This is a genomic window from Microvirga thermotolerans, assembly GCF_009363855.1.
In the GTDB taxonomy this organism is placed as follows: domain Bacteria; phylum Pseudomonadota; class Alphaproteobacteria; order Rhizobiales; family Beijerinckiaceae; genus Microvirga; species Microvirga thermotolerans.
This window is the reverse complement of sequence record NZ_CP045423.1, coordinates 2,963,907-2,985,559: the sequence shown is the minus strand read 5'-3', so window position 1 is coordinate 2,985,559 and position 21,653 is coordinate 2,963,907. Positions and strand designations below refer to the sequence as shown.

The window sequence follows — 21,653 nt, the reverse complement described above, 5'->3', positions numbered from 1 at the left end:
AGACTCATGTCCGCTACCCCCTTCGATCAACGTGATGGATGGATCTGGTACGACGGGCAGCTGGTACCGTGGAAAGAGGCCAAGGTTCACGTGCTGACCCACGCCCTGCACTACGGCTCCAGCGTCTTCGAGGGCGAGCGCGCCTACGGCGGCGCCATCTTCAAGTCGATCCAGCATGCGGAGCGGCTCAAGAAGTCCGCCCAGATCCTCGATTTCGAGATCCCCTACAGCGTGGCCGAGATCGATGCCGCGAAGCGCCTCGTCCTGGAGAAGAACGGGCAGAAGGACGCGTATCTGCGTCCCGTCGCCTGGCGCGGCTCCGAGATGATGGGCGTCTCCGCCCAGCACAACAAGATCCATCTCGCGATCGCCAGCTGGGAATGGCCGAGCTATTTCGACCCCGCCCAGAAGATGAAGGGCATCCGTGTCGATATGGCGGAGTACCGCCGTCCCGATCCGGCGACCGCGCCCTCCACGGCCAAGGCCGCCGGCCTCTACATGATCTGTACCATCTCCAAGCACCGGGCCGAGCGCCGGGGCTATGCGGATGCGCTCATGCTCGACTGGCAGGGCCGCATCGCGGAATGCACCGGGGCCAACGTGTTCTTCGTCAAGGACGGCGTGCTGCACACCCCCATCGCCGACTGCTTCCTCGACGGCATCACCCGGCAGACGGTCATCGAGCTGGCCAGGCGGCGCGGCATCGAGGTGGCCGAGCGCCGGATCATGCCCGAGGAGATGGCGGGCTTCACGGAGTGCTTCATCACCGGCAGCGCCGCCGAGGTGACCCCGGTCGCCGAGATCGGCGAATACAGGTTCACCCCCGGCGCCCTCACCAAGACCCTCATGGAGGACTACGAGGCCGAGGTTCAGCCCAAGGCCGCCGCCGCCTGAGGCAACGGCGCCCGAAGCCGGGTCGCGGCGGCCTTCGGGCTGCCGGCATCGGGACGGCCGCGGTTCCTGCCGCGGCCGTCCTGTTTTCGCCCGAGCCTCCCAGCGGCCCGCAGGAACTCAGAAGTCCTCCGCGTCCGGAATGCGGTTGAAGGCGATCTTCGCGCCGGCATAGCCGCCGGGGATCTCGGCCCAGGGGCCCCAGTGCAGAAGCGGGCCTCGGTAGTGGGCGTTCAGCCGGTCGGCGAGGAGGGACAGGGACTCGTGGCGCCGCTTGATCTGCGCCTCCGGCGTGAAGGCGAACAGGTCCTCCTCCCGCTCCTGCGCCCCTACGAGGTCGTGCAGGGTCACGTGGACACTGCGCAGGCGCGCGTCGGAGGGGGTCTCCCGCTCCGCGTGGAGGAAGAGCCGCGCCAGGCTCGCCAGCAGGGAAGGGTCGTCCGCCGTCGGCGGGAACCGCTCCTCCCCGTACCAGCCTGCGCTGTGCCGGTCCGTCAGCCACAGGGCGAGCGCCTTGGCCGCGTAGCCGCTCCGGCGCATGCGGCTCGCCGCCTTGGCGAGCAGGACCCGGGCGCAGGCATAGGCTCCCGCCGGGCTCCGCCAGCCCGCCGGGAGGACCCGCCCGTGGCCGAACATGCGCCGCTGGGTCTCCGGGCGCTCCACCGCGTAGCCGTGCAGCCCCATCCACAGGCGTTCTCCCTCGACGCTGCCCCACAGGCGGCGCAGCTCCTTGGGCTGGGTCCGCCACAGGGCCGCCATGTCGCCGATCCCCGCGCGGGCGAGGCGGGCCGCATTGCCCTTGGCGATGCCCGGGATGTCCGTGAGGGGGAGGGAGAGCAGGGGGCCGGGCAGGGCGTCCGGATGGAGGACGACGAGCCCGTCGGGCTTCTCCATCTCCGCGGCGATCTTGGCGAGAAGCTCGTTGGGGCCGAGCCCCACCGAGCAGGTGAGGGCAGGGCCGATCTCGCGGGCGACCGCCCGCTTCACCCGCCGCGCCACGGCGAGGGCATCGGCCTGCTCCGCGGGTGTGAGGGCGCAGACCATCTCGTCGATGGAGCAGACGGCCTTGACCGGCAGCACCGTCTCGACGGCGCGGACGATGGCCCGGTGCAGGGCGACGTAGCGCTCGTGCCGCGCGGCGACGAGGACGATGCCCGGGCAGAGGCGGCGCGCGTCGCGCACGCTCGTGCCGCGCTTCACCCCGGCGGCTTTCGCCTCCCTGCTGACGGCGATGAGGCCGGTGTGCTCGGAGGCGATGGGCACCACGCCGACGGGCCTGCCGCGCAGGCGCGGCTGGAGGTGCTGCTCGGCGCTGGCGAAGAACGAATCGAAGTCGATGTAAAGCCGCTCGACGCCCGCCGGTTTGCGCATCGCGATCCACCTTTTGCTCGTGTCCGAACAAAACAGGAACACAGGCATTTTCGCGAGTCGAGTCGCGAACCTGTGGATAACGGGGATGGCTTTATCTGGCGAATACGGATCTTTCCTTGCGTCACAGAGGGAAGCGGAATCCCGTTCTCGTTTTGAACGGAGGGCGAACAAAAGGGGTTTTCTGTCGTGCTTCCGAGCCTCGCGCGACGAAGCGCAAGAATGTGGCCCGGGGCAAAAAAAGAACGCCGAAGTAATTTTTCGTCTTTTCGCTTCGGCGCCGGTCCGGACATCGCCGGAGGGCGGCGGGCGGGAGCGCGCGAAGCCGGCAGGGCGTGAGAACGTGAAGTCGTCTGCCGAAAAACCGATGCGCCGGTGCGAAAGACTTTGCGCCGACCGGTGCCGTGGGGCATGTCCCGACCGCGACCTCGTCTTCTCATCTTGGAGCGAGGCCCTCCGTCCTCCACATTCCATGTGGATACTGCCGTCTCCGACCCGCGAGTGCCCGCCCATGCCGAATCCCTCCGGCCGCCTGTCCCGCGCTTCGAGGAGGCTCCTGAATCCGGTCCTCCTCGCCGTCGCCGTCGTCGTGGTGCTGGTGGACGATGCGTTCCGGGCCTTCGTCATTCCCGCCGTGCGGGCCCTCGCGCGCCTGCCGGTGGTGCAGTGGATCGAGCGCGCCGTCGGCCGCCTGCCGCCCTACGGCATCCTGACCCTGTTCCTCGTCCCCCTCGCCGTGATCGAGCCGTTCAAGCTCTACGCGCTCTACCTGTTCGGACAGGGCCACTTCGCCTCCGGCCTCCTGACCTTCTTCGTGGCCAAGGTGGTGGGGCTCGGCCTCGCGGAGCGGCTCTTCGCCATCGGGCGCGACAAGCTTCTCACCATCGGCTGGTTCGCCTGGTGCTTCGCGAAGACGATCGCCGTCCGCGACCTGGTCCATGCCTGGCTCGAAGGGACCTGGGCCTGGCGGCAGGCGAAGAGGGTGGTCCGCGCCGTCCGGGCGGCGCTGGCGCAGGCGGGCCGTGCCCTGGGTCGGCTCCTGCGGGCGGGAGGCGGCCGGGGACGGCTTGCGGCGGCTCTGCGGAGGGTGCGCCAGCGCCCGGCACCTTGACGGGCTCTTCCAAGGCCGGGCAGGGTTCCCCATATGAGGGGCATGGGGCATCTCGCCCCCTCGAAGGATGACGCACGACGATGATGAAGATCGCCTCTCGCCGCAGCCGCATCATGGTGGCGCTCGCGGCCGCCCTCGTTTTCGCCGGGAGCGCGGCGGAAGCTCGCGTCGGCGGGGGACGCAACAGTTTCGGCTCCCGCGGCGCCCGCACCTGGGACGCGCCCCCGAGCACCAACACGGCGCCGGGCACCGCCGCTCCGATCCAGCGCTCGCAGGTCCCGAACCAGGGGCCGGCCCTCAACCGTCCGGGCATGCCTGCTCCCACGACCGCGCAGCCGCGCCGCTTCGGCTTCGGCACCGGCCTCATGGCAGGTCTTCTGGGCGCCGGGCTGTTCGGCCTGCTGATGGGCCACGGGTTCTTCGGCGGCCTCTCGGGCCTCGCCTCCTTCCTGGGGCTCCTGCTCCAGATCGGCCTCGTGGTGTTCCTGGTCTCGCTGGCCATGAAGTGGTTCCGCCGCCGGCAGCCGGCCTATGCGGGGCCGCAGGGCTACGACCGCACGGTCCATGGCGGCTCCTCCGTCCCCCCGGCGGGTTCGCGCGGACTTGGCGCCCTGGGCGGCCTTGGAGCGGGCCTCGGCGGCGCTCCGGCGGGCGCGGCGCGTCCCGGCGTGCGTGACGAGGTCGGCATCGGCGACCGGGACTATGCCGCCTTCGAGCGTTCGCTGATCGACGTGCAGGAGGCCTATTCCCGCGGCGACGTGGCGAGGCTCTGGGCCATCGCGACGCCCGAGATGGCGGGCTACATGCAGGAGGAACTGAACGACAATGCCGCCCGCGGCGTGGTCAACACGGTCTCCAACGTGCGGCTGCTCCAGGGCGATCTCGCGGAAGCCTGGCGCGAGGGCGCCACGGATTACGCCACCGTCGCGATGCGCTACTCGCTGGTCGACGTGACCGCCGAGAAGGCGACGGGCCGCGTGATCGAGGGCGATCCCGCGCGGCCGGTGGAGGCGACGGAGATCTGGACCTTCCGCCGCGACCAGGGCGGCCCGTGGAAGCTCTCCGCGATCCAGCAGGCCTGAAGGCGATTGCCCTTCTGAGAAAAGACAAGGCGGCCGGCATTGCATCGGCCGCCTTTTTCATGTGCGCGGCGGTCGAACGCCGCGCGATCCCGCGGAACCGCCTCCGCGCGCTTCGGTTGACCCCCTGAGCCCCGAAACCGCGAAGGATGAGAGAATGGTCAATCCAGGCACTCCGACCCGCGAGCCGACGCCGGGCGGCCGGATCCCGGACGAGGTTCCGCCTCCGCCGCCCGACGAGCGGCCCGATACCGGCCCGACGGGGCCGCGCACGCCGTATCCGGTCAACGATCCGGGCATCTCGGACCCGACCGGCCCCGGCTCTGAGCCGGACTACCTGCCCGGCAATCCCACCGATCCGGGCACGCGCTTCTGAGGCGAGGGAGGTGACGATGGAAATTGCGATTCGAAGGCAGGACGTCGACGGTCGCCCCGCCATGGCCGTCTATGTGTCGGGCCGGTGCGTCGGGGCGGGCCTGAGCGAGCAGCAGGCCGTCGCCATGATGGCCGACCTCCTCAACGCGCAGTATGCCGGGGCGACGCTCGAACGGGACCGATGAAGCCGCTCCGCGCAGGACCGGCTCAGATCTCCAGGATCGCGTAGGGCTTGCCGGTCGGCTTCTCGATGTGCCTCGCCACGTTGTAGACCGGCTGTCCGCCCGGCGTGCGACCCTCGAAGCGGCCGCGATGGGCGTGCCCGTGCACGATGGCGGAGACCTTGAAGCGGTCGATGGTCTCGGCGAGGCGCGAGGAGCCGAGGAAGGGATAGATCTCCAGGGGCTCGCTCTCGATGGTCTCGACGATCGGCGCATAGTGCAGGATCACGACGGAGCGCGAGGCGCGCACCTGGCGCATGGCGTTCTCCAGCTTGAGCGTCTCGTTCATCGCCTCGCTCACGAACTGCTTGATGGCGGGCTCGCCGAAGGAGCCGAGCATGCGGCGGCCGAAGCCGCCCGCAAAGCCCTTCACGCCGACGAAGCCGACGCCGCCGATCTCGCAAGACTGGCCGTCGAGGACGCGCATACCCGCATCGCGCAGGATGCGCGCCACCTCGTCGGGCGCGCCGCACTCGTAGTCGTGATTGCCCAGGACGCCGACGATCGGGATCGCGCAGGCCTTCACGTCCTGCGCCAGGATCTCGGCCTCGCGCGGCTTGCCCAGGTCCGTCAGGTCGCCCGTGAGCACGAGCACGTCGGCTTCCTTGGCGATCTCGGCGAACAGGTCCCGGTAGGACGAGGCGTTGTCTTCGCGCACGTGGAGGTCGCCCATCGCGGCGACCTTCAGGGGAGTCGTTTCGTCAGTCATTCCGCCATTCGCCTTCGCCGCCGACATCGGCGAAGCCCCATTCCTTCACGTCGATTTCGTAGTCCACCCGGGAGAACATGCGCCCGCGGCACACCTTCATCTGCGGCGGCGGCAGGTCGAGCTGCTTGGACAGCCGGTCGAGCAGCTCGTCCATGACCCAGCGCGGAACGTTGTCCCGCTCGGTCGGGTAGATCCAGCGAAAGTTCAGGAGGTGCATGAGCAGGACCTCCCAGTGCACCTCCATGTAGGCGAGCAGGCGGTGCCAGTCGATCAGGTCGTGCGCCTTGAGGATGGTGTGCGCCACGTCCGCCCCGTCGTAACGGTGCCGGAGCTGGATGAAGCACTTGGACCAGACGAGCTCGGTCGGGCCGACGATGCGCACGGGCGAGCCGAACACCTCGATCTGCCGCGCGTGCTCGAACCACTGGTCGCTGATCGGCATGGTGCCGTTGGACGAGGCGAAGATGACGTCGAAGAAGGAGCGGCCCTTGAAGACCTTGCCGAGCCAGCGGTCGTCCTCGATCTCCACCGCGTAGCCCAGGTTCTTGAAGTGGGACAGGACGCGCGTGTAGTCGCCGGCCTTGCAGAAGATGTCGAGATCCTTCGTCGGGCGGGTGATGCCCGTATAGGCCGACAGGGCATAGGTGCCGGCGAGAAGGAAGGGGAGGCCGAGCTGGTTCAGCTCCCGCAGCGCTTCCGCATAGAAGGCTTCCGCCTCGGGATATTTCAGCGTCGGCTCCGCCTTGGCGTCGTGTATGGGGACGCCGGCATGGGCGGTGGGGGTGAAATCCGGGTTGTGAACCGTCATCGGCCTCGTCCGCAAGGGGCGCATTCCGCCCGCGTTCGACAACCGAATGGCGATGACGAAGTTCCTTGGCCGTGCCGGAGGACGTCCGGAGAGCGCTAGTGACCGCCCAGGGACACGCGCACGTCGCGCGGGCTGTTGAGGATCTCGAGAAGGCTGTTGGCGATGTGCCGGGCCTCGCCGTCCTTCAGCCGCAGCATGAAGGGGGGAAAGGCCCCCGCCTGCAGCGCCAGGACGGCCTGACCGTTCTCGTCCATGCCGATGTCGATCGAGGGCGAGGTCACGTCGAGGATCTCCTCGCCGGCCTCGTCCACGGAGTCCGGCCCCTCGCCGATGGCGGCGAGGAGCTGCCCGAGCGCCTTCACGAGCGAGCGCGCGGCATGGGGGTCCATGACGACGGCCGTCGATTGCTCGCCCTTCTGAAAGGCGAGCTGAATGTTGTTGCCGTCGAGGGTGACGGAAATTCCTGCCATGTGGTCCGAGCCTCCCCTGGACATATGGGGTCGCAGGCCCCGAGGCGAAAGGCAAGCGGGAAGTGCGCCGGGAGCGGGGCGGACCGGGCGCAGGCCCGGCCCCGGCCACGGTCTTCCGGCGCTCCCGGGCGGCGCGAGACTGCGCTCAGGTCCCTGACGTGCTCGGGGTCCGCCGCCGGCCCGCCTCCTGGCCGGGACCGGCCGTCCCGCCGACGGTTCCCGTTCCGGAGGACAGGCCGCCCATGCCGCCGGACTCCACCCCCTGCCGGACGCGCAGGTTGTTCTGGACATGGACCACGCCCGAGACGGATTCGGCGATGTCCTCGGCGTGGCGCTTCTCGAACCGGCTCTGCACGGTGCCGTTGAGGGTCACCTCCCGGTTCGACACGCCGACCTCGATCTCGGAGGCATCGATGTGCGGATCGTCGGTGAGGCGGTCGTTCACGTCCTCGCGGATGCGCTCGTCCGAGCGCTGGTAGCCCTTGGGGCCGCGGCCGCGGAAATGCTGCTCCGCCCGCCGCACGTCCATGTCCCGGCGCCGGTCGGCCTCCTCGTCGCCGAACCAGGACCTGATCTCGTCGCCAGCGCGCTCCAGGAAGCCGCGCTCCTCGCCGTAGTCGCGCGAGCCCCGCCCGAAGAAGCCGGAACCGTAACGGTCGCGGTCCTCGTAGGAGGAGCGGTAGCCGTGCTCGTCCCAGTCCCGGCCGTAGTCGATTCCGTAGCCCGACAGGCCGCGGCGGCGGTCGTCTCCGACCACGTCGCGCCAGTCGCGGGCCGAGCCGCCGCTGCCGTACCCCGCGGAATCGCCGAAATCCCGCTCTCGCGCCGTGTCGAAGCGGTCCTCGGGGTCGTAGCCGGCCGAGCGGTTGCCGAAGCCGCGGCGGGCGATGTAGCCGTCGTCCTCGCGCCAGTGGTCGCGATAGCCCGCGCCCTCGTCATAGCCTTGGGAGTATCCTTGGGAGCGGCGCGGGCCGTATCCCTCGTCCCTGCCGCGCCAGCTCCCGCTGCGTTCGCGGTACCGGTCCGGATCGTAGCGGTAGCGATCCTGGCGATAGCGTTCGTCGGCCATGGGAACCCTCCTCCTGTGCTGGAAATCCGGCCGCCACGGGCGGTCTTGCAGGCCAACGACAGGGGCGGAAGAGGGTTCCGAAGAGGATTCCCTGGGGCCGAGGGCGCCCTGCACCGGACCGGACGCCGGGAGCGGCGCGGTGCAAAGGGGTTGCAAAGGGGTGGGATGCCTTGCAATTGCCTTATCCTTCCCCTACTTATTTCGGCATCGACATTTGGCCGGACGACTGGGCTACACCGCTTTGGCACTGCCGGGCGCACGTTCCTTCTCTCTACCAATATCGACTAGCGGGCGGTTCTGTTTTCCACGTTCCGCCTACGTGCAAACGACAGTGAAAGGGATTTCCCATGGAAACGGGAACCGTAAAGTGGTATAATGAAACTAAGGGCTACGGCTTCATCCAGCCCGACGCCGGCGGCAAGGACGTGTTCGTCCATGCGACGGCGCTCGAGCGGGCCGGCATGCGGGGTCTTCGCGAAGGTCAGAAGATCACGTATGAGCTTCAGACCGACCAGCGGACCGGCCGTACGTCTGCAGTGAACCTGCAGAACTCGTAAGGGTTCGGTGTCGGAGGGCGTGCCCGTCGCGCCCTCCTGCGTATCAGCCGTTCCGCTCCGGAGCGGCTTTTTGTTTTTCGAGACGAAGGACTTTGCATGGCAAAGGAAGAACTGATCACATTCGAAGGTCTGGTGACCGAAATCCTCCCCGATGCCCGCTATCGCGTGCAGCTCGACAACGGGCACGAAGTGATTGCCTACACCGCCGGCAAGATGAAGAAGAACCGCATCAAGACCCTCGCGGGCGACCGCGTGACCGTCGAGATGTCGCCTTACGACCTGGAGAAGGGCCGCCTCATCTTCCGTCACAAGGATTCCAGCGCGCCCACGGGTCCCCGCCCGCCCCAGCGCGGCGGCCAGCAGTTCCGCCGCCGCTGAGGTCCGTTCCGGTCAGGCGACCGCGGCCATGACCGAGAGGGTCACGCGGTCGGGACCGATATCCTCGTCCATGTCGGTGAAGTGCATCAGCTCCGCGAGCCTGTTGCGGGCCCGGTTGACGCGGCTCTTGATGGTGCCGACGGCGCAGCCGCAGATCTCCGCCGCCTGCTCGTAGGAGAAGCCCGACGCGCCGACCAGAAGCAGCGCCTCGCGCTGGTCGTGAGGCAAACGGGCGAGGGCCTTCTGCAGGTCCTCGAAGTCGAGGTGCGGGATCTGGTCCGGCTGGACCGAGAGCGTCGAGGCATACTTGCCGTCAGCGTCCTCCACCTCCCGCCGGCGCTTGCGGTATTCGGAATGGAACAGGTTGCGCAGGATGGTGAAGAGCCACGCCTGCATGTTCGTCCCCGGCTGGAACCGGTCGATGTTCGCGATGGCGCGCATGAGCGTCTCCTGCACCAGATCGTCGGCGCGGTCCACGTTGTTGGTGAGGGAGATCGCGAAGGCGCGCAGGTTCGGGGTCGCCTTGAGCATGGAATCGCGAAGGGTGACGTCAATGCTCATGATTGCTGCTTCTCCGGCATCCTTTGTTCGAGGCGATTGATGATCTCGATGAACCGCTCCGGAACGGGCGTTTCGCCGAGCGCAAGGGTTTCGTAGAACTGGCGCAGGCGCTGGCCGAGCTGGGCCTGGACGGAGCGGGTCAGGGCAGGCGACGAGCGCTTCATGCCCGGGATGGGCTCGAACTCATCGGATGGGTCATCCTTGCGGTTTCTTGCATTCATTGGGTCATCCTGATCCATGCGGGTTAGCGATCCCCAGATGGGTCGCGCTCATGGCGGCACCCAATCGCCGGCTGAACAACGTCGCTGTTGCGCGCTTCGTTCCCTGCACGGAGCGATTTCCTTCCAAGCCTGTGGAAAACGGCGCGGGGAACTTAATCCTTACCGCCAAGTTTCCTTCGCGGAGGCCCCGCCGAGCGGACGGGGAATTTCGGCGCCCAATGCTCACGCATGAAGGCGCGAGGCTTAGCGTGAAGGACACCGCACATGGCTACCAGCACCATTCTCCTCATCATCGTCATCCTGCTCCTCATCGGCGCAGTGCCCGCCTGGCCCTACAGCCGGAACTGGGGCTACGGCCCGAGCGGCATTCTCGGGGTCATCCTCGTCATCTTCATCATCCTGCTGTTGATGGGGCGGATCTGACGCGAACGGGGCGGTTTCCAGGAAAAGGTAACCGCCCCCGTCCCTCCGTTTGGGCAGATTGAATTCGCAGACCACAATGCTATAGCGGCCCATTGCCGAGGGCCGTCCCGTGTTTGCGTTTGCGCACTTCACTCCGCTCCAGCCCGTTTCGCGCCGGAACGCCGTCCTGGTTGCCCTGGTGGCGGTCGGCGCGGCGATGGGCGTGCGCTACGCCCTGGATCCGCTCCTCGGCAGCGAGTTTCCCTGCGTCATCCTCTATCCGGCCGTCCTCGTCGCCGCGATGCTCGGAGGAGGTTTGGCCGGGGCCACGGCGCTCGTCCTGGGCGCTGCGGCCGCGCTCTTCTTCCTGATGCAGGTTCACGACCTGGCGCCCTCGAGCCCTGCGACCCTCACCGAACTGGCTCTCTACCTTCTCGGCGGCGGGCTGTCCGTGGCGGCGGCGACCTACCTGCGCGGCACGGCCGCGCGGCTCGCCGTGGCGCAGGAGAAGCTCGTTGCGGCTCTCGAGGCGTCCGGAGCGGGCACCTGGCGGTGGAACATCCGCACCGACGCGGTGGATTGGGACCCGGCCCTCGTGAGGCTCTTCGGCCTCGCACCCGCCGAGGCGCCCCGCCGGCGCGGGGACTTCCGCCGCCATGTCCACCCGGAGGACCAGGAACTCATCAGCCGCAGCATGACCGAGGCGGTGGAGACCGGGAACACGGCCGACTACGAGTTCCGCGCCATCCATCCCGACGGAACCGTACGATGGATGTATGCCCGCAGCCGGGTGATGCGCGACTCCAAGGGGCAGCCCACGCTCATGATCGGCGCCTGTCTCGACATCACGGAGCGCAAGCGGGCGCAGGAGCGGCAGGCCCTTCTGGTGCAGGAGCTGAACCATCGGGTGAAGAACACGCTCTCCGTGGTCCAGTCCCTCGCCCTCCACACGCGCCGGGGCAGCGGCGATCCCGAGACGTACCACCGCACCTTCGAGGCGCGGCTCCTGGCGCTCTCCGCCACCCACAACATCCTGACCCGCGAGCTGTGGGAGAGCGCCTCCCTCGAGGACATCCTGGACGCCGAGATGATCCCCTTCGGCGGTCTCGACCAGAACCGCGTCCGTGCGTCCGGCGAGCCGGTGCGGCTCAAGCCGCAGCAGGCGCTCTGCTTCGGGCTCGCCCTGCACGAGCTCGCCACCAACGCGGCCAAGTACGGCGCGCTCTCGGTGCCGCACGGGCGGCTCGACATCTCCTGGCGCGCGGAGCCCGACGAGGCGGGCCGGACGCGGCTCGCGGTGGACTGGGTGGAGCGGGACGGCCCGCCCGTCGAGCCCCCGAGGCGCCTCGGCTTCGGCTCGCGCCTGATCGAGCGCAGCATCCGCGACGAGCTCGACGGCCTCTTGGAGATGCGCTTCGCCCCCGAGGGCCTGCGCTGCTTCATGAGCCTGCCGCTCTGAGCCTGCCATAAAGGCGTCCCGAGCGGGAGCGATCATCGGCGGATGAGTCGGAATGCCGGAGCGCCGCGGGACGATGGGCGGGCTGGGGCTGATCGGGATCGTGCTGTTCGGGGCCGCGTCGGTGGCCTTCTACCGGATCAACGACCGGATCGTCTGGGACGTCTGCCGCCGCGAGAACCGGCCCTACCGGCAGGACTGGACGCTCTCCCTCTACTGGCAGTGGCGCACCCTCAGGGGCTGGTACGCGGATGCCCGGCGCGCCGGGCTCCTCTGGCCCCGGACGCTTGCCACCGCCGCCGTCGTCCTCACCTTCGTGGGCTCCGTGGCGGCGGGAATCCTGGCGGGCCTGCCGGGCTGAAGCGCGGCGCCCCGCGTGCGAGACTCAGCGAGGGCAGCGGAAGGGCGGGAAGGTGCTGGCGGTCCCCGCGTTCATGGCCGCGACCACCATCATGTTGGCGAGGTCGAGCTCCTCCGCCGAGCGGGGGCACACGCCCGGGCTCTCCGTGCAGCCCGAGGCGAGGAAGGCCTCGTGGCTGTCGAGGAAGTCCCGGCTCAGACCCTGCCTGCCCCGCCGTGCCAGGGCCTCGCCCCAGGCTTGCCTGTAGCGGGCGCATTTCACCTCGACCCAGCTCGGGGCGGCCGCCCCCTGCGCCCGGGCCGGAGCCGCCCCGCCCGCCGCGGCGGCGAGGATTGCAGAGAGGGCCAGGACGAGGGCGAGACCGGCGCAAGCGCCGGCGCGCGCGGCGGGAGCGTCCGCAATCCCTCGCTGGAAGGACGTTGCGACCGGCCGGACGCCCCGGTGCGCGGGACGGCGACGCCTCATCGCCCCCTGCGCCCCTTGTATTTCGGCTTCTGCCCGCCGTGCCCCTGCGTCGAGCGGGGGAGGGGGCGTTCGCGGAAGTTCAGGGGGATTTCGCGGTCGGTGCCGGGGCCCATCTCGTCGAGGCCGGGCTTGCGGATGCGGGTGCCTTCGTCGGAGCGGCCCTTGCCGAGCGGGCCGTAGGCGTCGGCGTCCGTGTCGCCCGGGCTCGCGCCCTCGGGAGAGGCGGGCAGGCCCTTCGGGGGCAGGTTGGCGTTCCGGCCGTACTTGCGGGAGCTGGAATAGCGGCCCGCCTCGCGCTCCACGTCCGACTGGCGGGCGAGCGGATCGTCGCTGATGGCGAGCTCCGTGGCCTGCAGGCGCTTGAGCTCGTCGCGCAGGCGCGCGGCTTCCTCGAACTCCAGGTTCGCCGCCGCCTCGCGCATGCGCTTCTCCATGTCGGCGATGACGGCCTTGAGGTTGTGGCCCACCGTCTCGCCGGCCTTGGCGAGGCCGGTGTCCACCGACACGTGGTCGCGCTCGTAGACGCTCTCCAGGATGTCGGCGATGTTCTTCTTCACGCTCTGCGGCGTGATGCCGTGCTCCGCGTTGTAGGCGAGCTGCTTCTCGCGGCGGCGGTTGGTCTCCGCGATGGCGCGCTCCATGGAGCCGGTCATCTGGTCGGCGTAGAGGATCGCCTTGCCCTCCACGTTGCGGGCGGCGCGGCCGATGGTCTGGATGAGCGAGGTCTCGGAGCGCAGGAAACCCTCCTTGTCCGCGTCGAGGATGGCGACGAGTGCGCATTCGGGAATGTCCAGGCCCTCGCGCAGGAGGTTGATTCCCACCAGCACGTCGAAGGCGCCGAGCCTGAGGTCGCGGATGATCTCGATGCGCTCCAGCGTGTCGATGTCGGAGTGCATGTAGCGCACGCGCACGCCGTTCTCGTGGAGATATTCCGTGAGGTCCTCGGCCATGCGCTTGGTGAGCGTGGTGACGAGCGCGCGAAAACCCTTCGCGGAAAGCTCCTTCACCTCGTGGAGGAGATCGTCCACCTGGCTGCGGGCGGGGCGTATCTCCACCACCGGGTCCACGAGGCCCGTGGGACGGATGACCTGCTCCACGAACACGCCGCCGGTCTGCTCCATCTCCCACTTGCCCGGCGTCGCCGAGACATGGATCGACTGCGGGCGCATGGCGTCCCACTCCTCGAAGCGCAGGGGGCGGTTGTCCATGCACGAGGGCAGGCGGAAGCCGTATTCGGCCAGCGTCGCCTTGCGGCGGAAGTCGCCGCGGTACATGCCGCCGATCTGCGGGATCGTCACGTGGCTCTCGTCCACGAAGACGAGGGCGTTGTCGGGCAAATACTCGAACAGCGTCGGCGGCGGCTCGCCGGGCTTGCGGCCGGTGAGATACCGCGAATAGTTCTCGATGCCGTTGCACACGCCGGTCGCCTCGATCATCTCCAGGTCGAACTGCGTGCGCTGCTCCAGGCGCTGCGCCTCCAGGAGGCGGCCCATGCGGGTGAGCTCCTGAAGGCGGTGCTGCAGCTCCTCCTGGATGCCCTTCACCGCCTGCTGCAGGGTGGGGCGCGGCGTGACGTAGTGCGAGTTCGCATAGACCTTCACGAAGGAGAGGTCGGCGGTCTTCTTGCCGGTGAGCGGATCGAACTCGACGATGCTCTCGATCTCGTCGCCGAAGAGGCCGATGCGCCAGGCGCGGTCCTCCAGGTGGGCGGGAAAGAGCTCGATCACGTCGCCGCGCACGCGGAACGTGCCGCGGGCGAAATCGCTCTGGATGCGCTTGTACTGCAGGGCCACGAGATCCGCGATGAGCTGGCGCTGCTCGATGCGCTCGCCCACCTTCACGGAGAAGGTCATGGCCGTATAGGTCTCCACCGAGCCGATGCCGTAGATGCACGACACGGAGGCGACGATGATCACGTCGTCGCGCTCGAGCAGGGCGCGGGTCGCCGCGTGGCGCATCCGGTCGATCTGCTCGTTGATGGAGGATTCCTTCTCGATATACGTGTCAGAGCGCGGCACGTAGGCCTCGGGCTGGTAGTAGTCGTAATACGAGACGAAGTATTCCACCGCATTGTCGGGGAAGAAGGATTTGAACTCCCCGTAGAGCTGCGCGGCGAGGGTCTTGTTGTGGGCGAGGATGAGCGCGGGACGCTGCGTCTCCTCGATCACCTTCGCCATGGTGAAGGTCTTGCCCGAGCCCGTGACGCCGAGGAGCACCTGGTCGCGCTCGCTCCGGCGCACGCCGTCGACAAGTTCCGCGATGGCGGCGGGCTGGTCGCCGGAGGGCTTGAACTCCGACACGAGCTTGAAGGGAATGCCGCCTTCCGACTTCTCGGGCCGCGGCGGGCGGTGGGGCACCCAGGGCTTGCCGTTCTTGAAGCGCGGGTCGCCCTCCGTGAGCAGTCTGGTGAGCGCCTGCACCGTGGCGGAGACGCCGGACACGCCGTCCACCGCGCTGTCCTCCCCGAGCTCCCGCGCCACGTCCGGCCCGTCGTCGGGTCCGGCGAGGCCGAGCTTCCTGGCGAGCGCCGGGTCCACGTCCTCCACGTCGCCGTGGGCGAAGGTCTCCTGCGCGCGTTCGGCGAATCCCTCCGCCGCCTCCCGCTCCCGGTTGACCGCGGGATTGAGGAGATCGGCCAGATAGGAATCCAGCGGCTTGAGCTCAGGTTTGGACGCCTTCCCGGTGGAAAGCTTCGGCTTCTTGGGTGCTTTGGCCATGGAACGAATATGGTACAGATCGCCGGGCTTGGGAAGGTGGAAAGGCCTCGGCGGCGTCTGCGCCCCGGCGCGAGAACGGCGGCCCCGAAGGGCCGCCGCTCCGTCCGGAGATCCGCGACCGTCGCTCCGGTCAGCCCGGCAGCAGAACCGTGTCCACCACGTGGATCACGCCGTTCGACTGCATCACGTCGGGAATCGTGACCCGCGCGGTCTGGCCCTTCCTGTCCATGATGTCGACGCCCTTGCCCGCCATGGTGGCGGTGAGCGTCTCGCCCTGGACGGTCTTCAGGGTGGCCTTGCCGCCGCCATCCTTGATCCTCTTCACGAGGTCCTCCGCGGTGACCTTCCCGGCCACGACGTGGTAGGTGAGGACGCCGGTGAGCGAACCCTTGTTCTCGGGCTTCAGCAGCGTGTCGACGGTGCCGGCGGGCAGCTTCGCGAAGGCGGCGTTGGTGGGCGCGAAGACGGTGAAGGGACCCTTGCCCTGCAGCGTGTCGACGAGGCCCGCCGCCTTCACGGCCGCCACGAGGGTCGTGTGGTCCTTCGAGTTCGCGGCGTTCTCGACGATGGTCTTCGACGGATACATCGCCGCGCCGCCGACCGTCTTCATGTCCTGCGCAATGGCGGGAACGGTCAGTGCAACGGCCGGTGCGGCGATCGCGAGGGCGGCACCGAGGCAGGCAATGCGGATGTTCATGGGTTCGATCCCTCAATGTTGACATGAGAACCCCGGCAGAAAGGCCGGGGAGCGAAGGCTGACCTTCGAGGGGATCTACACGCCGTGCCCTGCGGCGGATGCGGGCGGCGTTTCACGTCTTCGTGAAGCGCCGCTCAGGCGGTGAACGCGGTGGGGCCCTGCAGGTAGCGGGCGGTGCGGTCCATCCGCGCGCGCTCGTCGTCGGCGGCGCCGGCGGCGTCATTCACGGTACGCTCGGGGGCCTGCACAGGCTCGGGACGCGCGGTTTCCGCGTCCGGCTTTGCGGATGCTTCCGCATCGACCGGAGAAGGCGAGGGGGAATGGGAAGTCATGTCACGCTCCATGAATCGCGGGCGAGTCTCGACGCCATCCGTGTCGCAATTGCGGCGCCGCGGCGCTCTCAAAGGGCCGTCGAGGCGGTTCCCTTCATCACCACCGGGCCGGTCGGCTGTCCCGTGGGCGAGCCGTTCAGGGGCTCGACCGAGATGGCGAAGAGCTGGTCGGAATGCAGCCGGGGCATCTTGTCCATGTCGAGCCGGGTGCTGCGCGGCACGCTGATGACCCCGACCGAGACCGGTGCGCCCTTGGGATCCGGGAAGGTCCAGATCTGGATCGAGTGATTGTGCGGAATCGTCATGTCCCCGAGCGGCACGAGTTCCGCGTGCCCGTCCGCATAGGTGCTGAGCACCGCGCCCGGCTGGTTGGAATCGTTCAGCAGCACGGCGATCATGACCGGCTGCCGCGAGGTCCGCGAGAGCGTGTATGCGAGCCCGAGGGCGAGCAGCAGGGCGGCGAAGGCCCCCGCCAGCCCGAGGCCGCGCCAGAAGAACAGGTTGTCCCACAGCCGGAGCCGGGGCTCCGCGCGGACGGGCTGCACTGCGGCGCGCGGGGCGGGCCCGGCGATGGCGGCGTCGATGCGTCGCCACAGGCCCTCGTCCGGAGGCAGCTGCGGCGCCGTCTCGTCGAGCTCCGCGAACCGTCGCCGCCAGGTCTCCACCATGGCGGGGAAGCCGCGATCCTCCGCCAGCCGGCGTTCGGCCTCGGCGCGTTCCTCGCCTTCGAGAAGCCCGAGGACATATTCGGCGGCGAGGCGGTCCAGGTCGTCGCGGGTCATGCCATGCACTCGCGAAGGGCCAGGAGGGAACGCCTGATCCAGGACTTGACCGTTCCGAGCGGGACCCCGAGGCGCCCGGCGAGTTCGCCATGGCTCAAGCCGTGGAGATAGGCCAGCGCGACGGCCTGACGGCGCGCGGGCTCCAGCCGCTCGAGGCAGCGCCGCAGCTGCCCCGCATCCGACAGGCGGAGCAGGGCGGCCTCCACACCCTCCTCTTCGCTCGCGAGGTTCATGGGCTCGAAGTCGTCCACGTATTCGGTGCGGGATTCCCCGCGCAGGATGTTCAGCGCCCGGTTGCGCAGGATCGCGTAGAGCCAGGTGCGCCCGTCGCCCCGGCCGGGGTCGAAGCTTCCCGCCTTCTGCCAGACCTGCACGAAGGTATCGTGCACGACCTCCTCCGCCAAGGCGCGCCTGCGCAGAAGGCGCATGGCGACGCCGAGCATCCGCGACGCCTCGCGGTCGTAGATCGCGCGCAGGGCCGCACGGTCGCCCCTGGCGCAGAGGCCGAGGGCGTCGTTCAGGTCGAGGGCCGGGAAGGCGCCGCTCCCGAGCGCTGCTTTCACGCCAATGCTCCGTTCGAACGTGCCTTCTATACACGAGGGCACGCTCCCTGGATGCATGCCGGGCCGGGAAAAAGCCGCCGCCTTGACGGATATTCCGGATCAGGCCTCGCCGCAGCTGCGGCCGAGGAGGTGCAGCCCCTCGTCGAGAAGGTCGCCGAGATTGGGGATGCCGATCAGCCAGTCCGCCGTCGAAAGGACGCTGGAGGCCTCCCGCTCGCGGGCGAGACGCACGGCATCCGCCCATTCCTGGGGCTCCATGTCGCCGCGGCCGATATAGACCAGGGCGATGAGGTCGGCGCGCTCGTCGTCGTTGAGCCCCGCCACCACCTCTCGGATCTCTTCTTCCGTCATGTCGTCCGGGTTGGTGGTGAGGGCATCCAGATTGCCGTCGTCGATGGGATTGGAGCCGGAATCCGGATCGGTCACGCCTTCCTTGACGTCGACGGCCTTCACGCGGGCGATGAGGTCGCAGACCTTGTCGACCCCGATGTCCAGGGAAACGGCTTGGGAAAAGTCTCTTTTCTTCGTCATGACAAGAAAACCCGGCAAGAGGCGTTCGGTTCGGCCACCCCCACGGAATCGCCTCTCGCCGGGGGGATCCAGGGGAAGGAACGGTTCCCTTCCACAATTCCGTCAGCGTTTCGAAGGCGGCATGGTAAGGGAGCGTCATGCCCCTGCGATTCGCCCGATCATGTCCGGCCTAGATATCCTCGGCTTCGTCGCCGCGCTTCTCACCACCCTGTGCTGGCTTCCCCAGGCGTTCAGGACCATCCGGACGAAGGACACGAAATCCCTGTCCCTGGCGACGCAGAGCGCCTTCACTCTGGGGGTGGGGCTGTGGCTGATCTACGGGATCGTCGCCGGAAACGCGCCGATCATCTTCGCCAACAGCGTCACCTTCGTGCTGGTGGCATTGATCCTGGCCATGAAACTGCGTTACGGATAGGGCCGTCCCAGGAGAGCGCCATGCGCCGCATTCTCGCCCTCGTCCTGCTCGGCCTGGCGCTGGGCCTCGGCCTTCCCGGAGGCGCCTGGAGCCAGCCGGCCCCGCGCTCCGGGGCCTTCCGGGTCGAGCCCCATCGTCCCGGGCAGATGGACGTGTACATCCTGTCCTTCGGCCTGTGGGGGCCGCAGAGCGTCTTCGAGAGCGAGGCGAAGGGCGCGGCCCGCATCCTCGAGCGGCAGCTCGGCACGGCGGGGCGCACCATCGTCCTCTCCAACACGAAGCGCCGCTCCGACGCGACGCCGCAGGCGCTCTTCGCCGCCGCGGAGGCGGTCGGCCGGGCCCTCGACCCGGAGGAGGACGTCCTCGTCCTCGTGCTGACCTCCCATGGCGGGCCGCAGGGCATCGGCCTCGTCTCCCGGCGCGTGGAGGGCGTGATGACGCCCGGTCTCGTCCGGGGCCTCCTGGAACGGGCGAAGGCCCGCAACCGCGTGGTGATCGTGTCCGCCTGCTATTCCGGCATCTTCGCCAAGGCGCTCGCGGACGAGCGCACCCTCGTCATCACCGCCGCGGCGGAGGACCGGTCCTCCTTCGGCTGCCGGGACGGGGCGGCCTGGACCTATTTCGGGGATGCCTTCTTCAACAGGGCCCTGCGCAGCGACCCGCGTCTCGACGCGGCCTTCGACCGGGCGCGGCGCCTCGTCTCGGACCGCGAGAGGCGGGAAGGGTTCGAGCCGTCCCGCCCGCAGATCGCTGGCGGCGAGCATGTGCTCGCGCGGCTCACGGCCCGCTGCGCCCTGGCCCAGCCGCGGCGGGTCTGCTGACCCGCCCGTTCTCCCGTCGCCGTTCTCCTGCCCCGTTGTCCCGCCCTTGACAGGGCCTGCGGGTGGAATAGGGCAGGGCCTTCCGTCCATTCTTTCCGCGAGCGCCCATGAACCCTCATGTCGCCCCCGTCGTGATGCTGTGCGCCTCGAACGTCTTCATGACGTTCGCCTGGTACGGCCACCTGAAGTTCAAGGCGTCGCCCCTGTGGCTCGCGGTGGTCGCGAGCTGGGCCATTGCGTTCCTCGAATACTGGTTCGCGGTGCCGGCGAACCGGATCGGCTCCACGGTCTACTCGGCGGCGGAGCTGAAGACCATGCAGGAGGTGATCACCCTCGCCGTGTTCGCCGGCTTCTCCGTGCTCTACCTGAAGGAGCCGCTCGGCTGGAACCACCTGGTCGGCTTCGCCCTGATCGCCGCCGGCGCCGCCTTCATCTTCCGGGGCGGGTAGGCTCAATCGCTATCGAGAACTTAGCTTGGCTCGACCCACTTGAAGCAGGCGGAGCCATTCGGACGACATGATCGGCCATTGCTGCCACGGCTGGATCGTGAGTGACAACTAGGGTCGCATAGCTGTGCGCCAAATCGCTTATCGTGGCGAGAAGCTCATCGCGTGTGATCTCGTCCAGAGCCGACGTTGCCTCATCGAGAATGAGGACCTGTGGATTGCGATAAAGCGCCCGGGCAATGGCAACCCTCTGGCGCTCGCCGCCGGAGAGCTTGAGGCCTCTTTCGCCGATCTCGGTCTCGATGCCTTCGGCAAGGCGCTGCACGAGGTTGGAAAGTCGTGCGGCTTCGATCGATTGCCGCAATCGCTCAGGATCCGGCCTGTCGGACAGGGCAATATTGAAGGCGAGGCTTGCCTTGAACATGATTGCGTCCTGCGGCACGATAGCTGTATCGCGGCGCAGGTCGCGTGCGTCGATCTCTGAAAGAGGAATGCCGTTTATCGTGATCGAGCCTTCGGAGACCGGGTAAAGCTTCAAGAGAAGGCGGGCGAGGGTTGATTTTCCGCTTCCCGATTCACCGAGGAGCGCTGTGATTTTTCCACGTTCTATGTTCAGGGATGTGGGTTGCAGGGCGCGGCGGCCATCCGGGTACGTAAAACCTACCTCCTTAACGCTGATGCGCTCGATGGGAGATGGGACCTTAAGCTTGCCACGATCATTTTCTGCCGGTTCGGTGAAAAGATCGACGAAGCGAGTAAAGGCGGTAAACGATTGACGAGCGTCCCTGTAGGAGAAGCTGAAGCTCTCGATTGAACGGAAGAGCTGGAGCAGGTAGGTGTTGGTCAGCACCAAATCGCCGACGGAGAGTTCTCCTTTCAGAACTTTCGTTGTCGTGAGCCCAAGAGCGGCGGCAAAGCCTGTGACGAGGATACCGGAGAGAAAGAGCCCGAAATTGCCGCGAGCCTCATAAAAGGCTCGAAAGGCTCCATGCGATGCCTGGAGGGCCTTGTCGTAGCGCCCGACGATCACATCTTCTATCGCCAGAGCCTTTACGCCCTCGGCATTCAGGATTGCGTCCCCCGCTTCGCCCTGTGCTGCAATGGACGTGTTGAGCGCCGTGCGGAATCTGCGGCTGACGTGCTCTGCGCCATAAACAAGTATTAGTAGATGAGTGGCGACCGTGGCTGCGAGCACGGCAGCCATGTCCGGCGACAAAAAGACTATGGCAGCAAGGATCGTGGCAAGGGTTTCAAAGATGAGGGGGGCGACCTGCGTGAAGATCGTCGACGAAAGGCTTTGCAGGCCTCCAATTCCCCGTCCCACGATCAAGTCCAGCTTCCCTATAGAGCGATTGGCGTGAAACCCTGCAGGAAGGGATAGGATGTGCTGCAAGTACAGGCGCCGAACCGCATTGAGAAAGCAGTTCTCTGCAGGCTGATAGACGAACCATCTCTGCTCAATGAGGAGCTTCGCGCACCCAAACAGGACAATCGATCCAGCGACGCGGGTGAGTGCATCCGAAGCCGCTTGCCTCTCGGCCAAGGCATCGACGGCAGACGAGAACAGGATGGGCGCCAACACAAGCAGACCGGAGACCGTGAGCGCCAGGACGGTCGTCGCGAAAAAGCGGAGGCGTGTTCCAGATGGAATCCCGGTGACGGCTTCCCGCAGAAGCCACCTGCCCGCATCCCAGCGCGCGCGGTGCTTCGAGACTAGAAGATGCCTCTCAGGCGGATCTTCTGGGGGCGATGCTATTCTCATGACCGCCCATTTCTTCCACAGCGTTTACGATATGGTCATGCGGCAGGGCTGCTGCCTTAGCGAGACATTATAAAGTAATGTCCGT

At 68.0% G+C, this 21,653-nt stretch carries 28 protein-coding genes; 13 read left to right on the top strand and 15 right to left on the bottom strand.

The genetic code is table 11. The features are described 5' to 3' along the window. Nucleotides 1–6 precede the first annotated feature (6 nt). The gene (locus tag GDR74_RS14105) at nucleotides 7–894 is read left to right on the top strand and encodes a branched-chain amino acid aminotransferase (protein ID WP_152586899.1); all 888 of its coding nucleotides are present in this window, start codon (nucleotides 7–9) and stop codon (nucleotides 892–894) included. A gap of 117 nt (nucleotides 895–1,011) precedes the next feature. Here GDR74_RS14105 and GDR74_RS14100 read toward each other — a convergent pair whose 3' ends face one another. Next, complete coding sequence (locus GDR74_RS14100; protein ID WP_152586898.1) at nucleotides 1,012–2,262, bottom strand: Y-family DNA polymerase; 1,251 nt, start codon at nucleotides 2,260–2,262, stop codon at nucleotides 1,012–1,014. Between the two features lie 508 nt (nucleotides 2,263–2,770). On the opposite strand from GDR74_RS14100, the gene GDR74_RS14095 reads away from it, so the two are divergent. The 4 genes from GDR74_RS14095 (at nucleotide 2,771) to GDR74_RS18240 (ending at nucleotide 5,009) form a co-directional block, all read left to right on the top strand. Continuing rightward, entirely contained in the window at nucleotides 2,771–3,370 is a 600-nt protein-coding gene (locus tag GDR74_RS14095) for a hypothetical protein (protein ID WP_152586897.1), read from the top strand. A gap of 80 nt (nucleotides 3,371–3,450) precedes the next feature. Then, nucleotides 3,451–4,452, top strand: a complete 1,002-nt coding sequence (locus GDR74_RS14090) for a Tim44 domain-containing protein (protein WP_152586896.1) — start codon at nucleotides 3,451–3,453, stop codon at nucleotides 4,450–4,452. Nucleotides 4,453–4,606: 154 nt separating this feature from the next. After that, the gene (locus tag GDR74_RS14085; protein ID WP_152586895.1) at nucleotides 4,607–4,825 is read left to right on the top strand and encodes a hypothetical protein; all 219 of its coding nucleotides are present in this window, start codon (nucleotides 4,607–4,609) and stop codon (nucleotides 4,823–4,825) included. A 16-nt stretch (nucleotides 4,826–4,841) separates the two neighbouring features. Continuing rightward, nucleotides 4,842–5,009, top strand: a complete 168-nt coding sequence (locus GDR74_RS18240; protein WP_194164546.1) for a hypothetical protein — start codon at nucleotides 4,842–4,844, stop codon at nucleotides 5,007–5,009. 22 nt (nucleotides 5,010–5,031) lie between these two features. On the opposite strand, the gene GDR74_RS14080 is transcribed toward GDR74_RS18240, so the two are convergent. The 4 genes from GDR74_RS14080 to GDR74_RS14065 form a co-directional block, all read right to left on the bottom strand. Then, entirely contained in the window at nucleotides 5,032–5,754 is a 723-nt protein-coding gene (locus GDR74_RS14080) for a metallophosphoesterase family protein (RefSeq protein WP_194164545.1), read from the bottom strand. Continuing rightward, nucleotides 5,747–6,562 (bottom strand): nucleotidyltransferase family protein, encoded by an 816-nt coding sequence (locus GDR74_RS14075; RefSeq protein WP_152586894.1) that lies wholly within the window; start codon nucleotides 6,560–6,562, stop codon nucleotides 5,747–5,749. The genes GDR74_RS14080 and GDR74_RS14075 overlap by 8 nt, the downstream gene beginning before the upstream one ends. Before the next feature lie 95 nt (nucleotides 6,563–6,657). After that, nucleotides 6,658–7,032, bottom strand: a complete 375-nt coding sequence (locus GDR74_RS14070) for a hypothetical protein (protein ID WP_152586893.1) — start codon at nucleotides 7,030–7,032, stop codon at nucleotides 6,658–6,660. A 145-nt stretch (nucleotides 7,033–7,177) separates the two neighbouring features. Then, a complete protein-coding gene (locus tag GDR74_RS14065; RefSeq protein ID WP_152586892.1) occupies nucleotides 7,178–8,101 on the bottom strand; it encodes a BON domain-containing protein in 924 nt (307 codons plus the stop codon). A 347-nt stretch (nucleotides 8,102–8,448) separates the two neighbouring features. Here GDR74_RS14065 and GDR74_RS14060 point away from each other — a divergent pair, with 347 nt between their 5' ends. Both GDR74_RS14060 and infA read left to right on the top strand, forming a co-directional pair. Beyond that, nucleotides 8,449–8,658: a cold-shock protein gene (locus GDR74_RS14060; RefSeq protein ID WP_152586891.1), complete on the top strand. Its 210-nt coding sequence runs from the start codon at nucleotides 8,449–8,451 to the stop codon at nucleotides 8,656–8,658. Nucleotides 8,659–8,754: 96 nt separating this feature from the next. After that, a complete protein-coding gene (gene infA, locus GDR74_RS14055) occupies nucleotides 8,755–9,036 on the top strand; it encodes a translation initiation factor IF-1 (protein ID WP_152586890.1) in 282 nt (93 codons plus the stop codon). Between the two features lie 12 nt (nucleotides 9,037–9,048). On the opposite strand, the gene GDR74_RS14050 is transcribed toward infA, so the two are convergent. Together GDR74_RS14050 and GDR74_RS14045 are read right to left on the bottom strand one after the other, a co-directional pair. Then, entirely contained in the window at nucleotides 9,049–9,597 is a 549-nt protein-coding gene (locus tag GDR74_RS14050) for a sigma-70 family RNA polymerase sigma factor (RefSeq protein ID WP_152586889.1), read from the bottom strand. Beyond that, nucleotides 9,594–9,818, bottom strand: coding sequence for a NepR family anti-sigma factor (locus tag GDR74_RS14045; RefSeq protein WP_152586888.1), 225 nt, complete (start codon nucleotides 9,816–9,818; stop codon nucleotides 9,594–9,596). The genes GDR74_RS14050 and GDR74_RS14045 overlap by 4 nt, the downstream gene beginning before the upstream one ends. A 264-nt stretch (nucleotides 9,819–10,082) precedes the next feature. Between GDR74_RS14045 and GDR74_RS14040 the strand changes: the two genes are divergently transcribed. The 3 genes from GDR74_RS14040 to GDR74_RS14030 all read left to right on the top strand — a co-directional run bounded on the left by GDR74_RS14040 (nucleotide 10,083) and on the right by GDR74_RS14030 (nucleotide 12,037). Continuing rightward, on the top strand, nucleotides 10,083–10,241 hold the full coding sequence (locus GDR74_RS14040) for a DUF3309 domain-containing protein (RefSeq protein ID WP_152586887.1): 159 nt from the start codon (nucleotides 10,083–10,085) through the stop codon (nucleotides 10,239–10,241). A gap of 109 nt (nucleotides 10,242–10,350) precedes the next feature. Continuing rightward, nucleotides 10,351–11,679, top strand: coding sequence for a sensor histidine kinase (locus tag GDR74_RS14035; protein WP_152586886.1), 1,329 nt, complete (start codon nucleotides 10,351–10,353; stop codon nucleotides 11,677–11,679). Between the two features lie 52 nt (nucleotides 11,680–11,731). Beyond that, nucleotides 11,732–12,037 carry a hypothetical protein gene (locus tag GDR74_RS14030; RefSeq protein WP_152586885.1) on the top strand — a complete coding sequence of 102 codons (306 nt, stop codon included), beginning with the start codon at nucleotides 11,732–11,734 and terminating at the stop codon, nucleotides 12,035–12,037. Between the two features lie 24 nt (nucleotides 12,038–12,061). Here the strand turns inward: GDR74_RS14030 and GDR74_RS14025 are convergent, their stop codons facing one another. From GDR74_RS14025 to GDR74_RS13995, 7 genes are all read right to left on the bottom strand, one after another. Then, the gene (locus tag GDR74_RS14025; RefSeq protein WP_152586884.1) at nucleotides 12,062–12,502 is read right to left on the bottom strand and encodes a hypothetical protein; all 441 of its coding nucleotides are present in this window, start codon (nucleotides 12,500–12,502) and stop codon (nucleotides 12,062–12,064) included. After that, a complete protein-coding gene (gene uvrB / locus GDR74_RS14020) occupies nucleotides 12,499–15,219 on the bottom strand; it encodes an excinuclease ABC subunit UvrB (RefSeq protein ID WP_152586883.1) in 2,721 nt (906 codons plus the stop codon). The genes GDR74_RS14025 and uvrB overlap by 4 nt, the downstream gene beginning before the upstream one ends. Before the next feature lie 130 nt (nucleotides 15,220–15,349). Next, nucleotides 15,350–15,916, bottom strand: coding sequence for a fasciclin domain-containing protein (locus tag GDR74_RS14015; protein ID WP_152586882.1), 567 nt, complete (start codon nucleotides 15,914–15,916; stop codon nucleotides 15,350–15,352). Between the two features lie 134 nt (nucleotides 15,917–16,050). Next, entirely contained in the window at nucleotides 16,051–16,248 is a 198-nt protein-coding gene (locus GDR74_RS14010) for a hypothetical protein (RefSeq protein ID WP_152586881.1), read from the bottom strand. A gap of 68 nt (nucleotides 16,249–16,316) precedes the next feature. Then, complete coding sequence (locus GDR74_RS14005) at nucleotides 16,317–17,030, bottom strand: anti-sigma factor (protein WP_152586880.1); 714 nt, start codon at nucleotides 17,028–17,030, stop codon at nucleotides 16,317–16,319. Continuing rightward, the gene (locus tag GDR74_RS14000; RefSeq protein ID WP_246179531.1) at nucleotides 17,027–17,593 is read right to left on the bottom strand and encodes a sigma-70 family RNA polymerase sigma factor; all 567 of its coding nucleotides are present in this window, start codon (nucleotides 17,591–17,593) and stop codon (nucleotides 17,027–17,029) included. Before GDR74_RS14000 ends, GDR74_RS14005 begins: the two co-directional genes overlap by 4 nt. A gap of 99 nt (nucleotides 17,594–17,692) precedes the next feature. Then, nucleotides 17,693–18,088 (bottom strand): DUF3775 domain-containing protein, encoded by a 396-nt coding sequence (locus GDR74_RS13995; protein ID WP_152587779.1) that lies wholly within the window; start codon nucleotides 18,086–18,088, stop codon nucleotides 17,693–17,695. A gap of 196 nt (nucleotides 18,089–18,284) precedes the next feature. On the opposite strand from GDR74_RS13995, the gene GDR74_RS13990 reads away from it, so the two are divergent. The 3 genes from GDR74_RS13990 to GDR74_RS13980 all read left to right on the top strand — a co-directional run bounded on the left by GDR74_RS13990 (nucleotide 18,285) and on the right by GDR74_RS13980 (nucleotide 19,809). Further along, nucleotides 18,285–18,539 carry a SemiSWEET transporter gene (locus GDR74_RS13990; protein WP_152586878.1) on the top strand — a complete coding sequence of 85 codons (255 nt, stop codon included), beginning with the start codon at nucleotides 18,285–18,287 and terminating at the stop codon, nucleotides 18,537–18,539. Between the two features lie 20 nt (nucleotides 18,540–18,559). Further along, nucleotides 18,560–19,360 carry a C13 family peptidase gene (locus GDR74_RS13985; protein ID WP_152586877.1) on the top strand — a complete coding sequence of 267 codons (801 nt, stop codon included), beginning with the start codon at nucleotides 18,560–18,562 and terminating at the stop codon, nucleotides 19,358–19,360. A 107-nt stretch (nucleotides 19,361–19,467) separates the two neighbouring features. Continuing rightward, a complete protein-coding gene (locus GDR74_RS13980; RefSeq protein WP_152586876.1) occupies nucleotides 19,468–19,809 on the top strand; it encodes a DMT family protein in 342 nt (113 codons plus the stop codon). Here GDR74_RS13980 and GDR74_RS13975 read toward each other — a convergent pair. Further along, nucleotides 19,790–21,568, bottom strand: a complete 1,779-nt coding sequence (locus tag GDR74_RS13975; RefSeq protein WP_152586875.1) for an ABC transporter ATP-binding protein — start codon at nucleotides 21,566–21,568, stop codon at nucleotides 19,790–19,792. The genes GDR74_RS13980 and GDR74_RS13975 overlap by 20 nt on opposite strands. Between the last annotated feature and the right edge of the window lie 85 nt (nucleotides 21,569–21,653).

What these genes read in the sequence shown, in the direction of transcription:
- GDR74_RS14050 (WP_152586889.1), bottom strand. Translation starts at nt 9,597, where the DNA reads ATGAGCATTGACGTCACCCTTCGCGATTCCATGCTCAAGGCGACCCCG.
- GDR74_RS13990 (WP_152586878.1), top strand. Translation starts at nt 18,285, where the DNA reads ATGTCCGGCCTAGATATCCTCGGCTTCGTCGCCGCGCTTCTCACCACC.
- GDR74_RS14030 (WP_152586885.1), top strand. Translation starts at nt 11,732, where the DNA reads ATGCCGGAGCGCCGCGGGACGATGGGCGGGCTGGGGCTGATCGGGATC.
- GDR74_RS13985 (WP_152586877.1), top strand. Translation starts at nt 18,560, where the DNA reads ATGCGCCGCATTCTCGCCCTCGTCCTGCTCGGCCTGGCGCTGGGCCTC.
- infA (WP_152586890.1), top strand. Translation starts at nt 8,755, where the DNA reads ATGGCAAAGGAAGAACTGATCACATTCGAAGGTCTGGTGACCGAAATC.
- GDR74_RS14045 (WP_152586888.1), bottom strand. Translation starts at nt 9,818, where the DNA reads ATGAATGCAAGAAACCGCAAGGATGACCCATCCGATGAGTTCGAGCCC.
- GDR74_RS14095 (WP_152586897.1), top strand. Translation starts at nt 2,771, where the DNA reads ATGCCGAATCCCTCCGGCCGCCTGTCCCGCGCTTCGAGGAGGCTCCTG.
- GDR74_RS14060 (WP_152586891.1), top strand. Translation starts at nt 8,449, where the DNA reads ATGGAAACGGGAACCGTAAAGTGGTATAATGAAACTAAGGGCTACGGC.
- GDR74_RS14010 (WP_152586881.1), bottom strand. Translation starts at nt 16,248, where the DNA reads ATGACTTCCCATTCCCCCTCGCCTTCTCCGGTCGATGCGGAAGCATCC.
- GDR74_RS14085 (WP_152586895.1), top strand. Translation starts at nt 4,607, where the DNA reads ATGGTCAATCCAGGCACTCCGACCCGCGAGCCGACGCCGGGCGGCCGG.
- GDR74_RS13975 (WP_152586875.1), bottom strand. Translation starts at nt 21,568, where the DNA reads ATGAGAATAGCATCGCCCCCAGAAGATCCGCCTGAGAGGCATCTTCTA.
- GDR74_RS14075 (WP_152586894.1), bottom strand. Translation starts at nt 6,562, where the DNA reads ATGACGGTTCACAACCCGGATTTCACCCCCACCGCCCATGCCGGCGTC.
- GDR74_RS14015 (WP_152586882.1), bottom strand. Translation starts at nt 15,916, where the DNA reads ATGAACATCCGCATTGCCTGCCTCGGTGCCGCCCTCGCGATCGCCGCA.
- GDR74_RS14040 (WP_152586887.1), top strand. Translation starts at nt 10,083, where the DNA reads ATGGCTACCAGCACCATTCTCCTCATCATCGTCATCCTGCTCCTCATC.
- GDR74_RS14090 (WP_152586896.1), top strand. Translation starts at nt 3,451, where the DNA reads ATGATGAAGATCGCCTCTCGCCGCAGCCGCATCATGGTGGCGCTCGCG.
- GDR74_RS14025 (WP_152586884.1), bottom strand. Translation starts at nt 12,502, where the DNA reads ATGAGGCGTCGCCGTCCCGCGCACCGGGGCGTCCGGCCGGTCGCAACG.
- GDR74_RS14105 (WP_152586899.1), top strand. Translation starts at nt 7, where the DNA reads ATGTCCGCTACCCCCTTCGATCAACGTGATGGATGGATCTGGTACGAC.
- GDR74_RS14100 (WP_152586898.1), bottom strand. Translation starts at nt 2,262, where the DNA reads ATGCGCAAACCGGCGGGCGTCGAGCGGCTTTACATCGACTTCGATTCG.
- uvrB (WP_152586883.1), bottom strand. Translation starts at nt 15,219, where the DNA reads ATGGCCAAAGCACCCAAGAAGCCGAAGCTTTCCACCGGGAAGGCGTCC.
- GDR74_RS18240 (WP_194164546.1), top strand. Translation starts at nt 4,842, where the DNA reads ATGGAAATTGCGATTCGAAGGCAGGACGTCGACGGTCGCCCCGCCATG.
- GDR74_RS14080 (WP_194164545.1), bottom strand. Translation starts at nt 5,754, where the DNA reads ATGACTGACGAAACGACTCCCCTGAAGGTCGCCGCGATGGGCGACCTC.
- GDR74_RS14070 (WP_152586893.1), bottom strand. Translation starts at nt 7,032, where the DNA reads ATGGCAGGAATTTCCGTCACCCTCGACGGCAACAACATTCAGCTCGCC.
- GDR74_RS14065 (WP_152586892.1), bottom strand. Translation starts at nt 8,101, where the DNA reads ATGGCCGACGAACGCTATCGCCAGGATCGCTACCGCTACGATCCGGAC.
- GDR74_RS13980 (WP_152586876.1), top strand. Translation starts at nt 19,468, where the DNA reads ATGAACCCTCATGTCGCCCCCGTCGTGATGCTGTGCGCCTCGAACGTC.
- GDR74_RS14005 (WP_152586880.1), bottom strand. Translation starts at nt 17,030, where the DNA reads ATGACCCGCGACGACCTGGACCGCCTCGCCGCCGAATATGTCCTCGGG.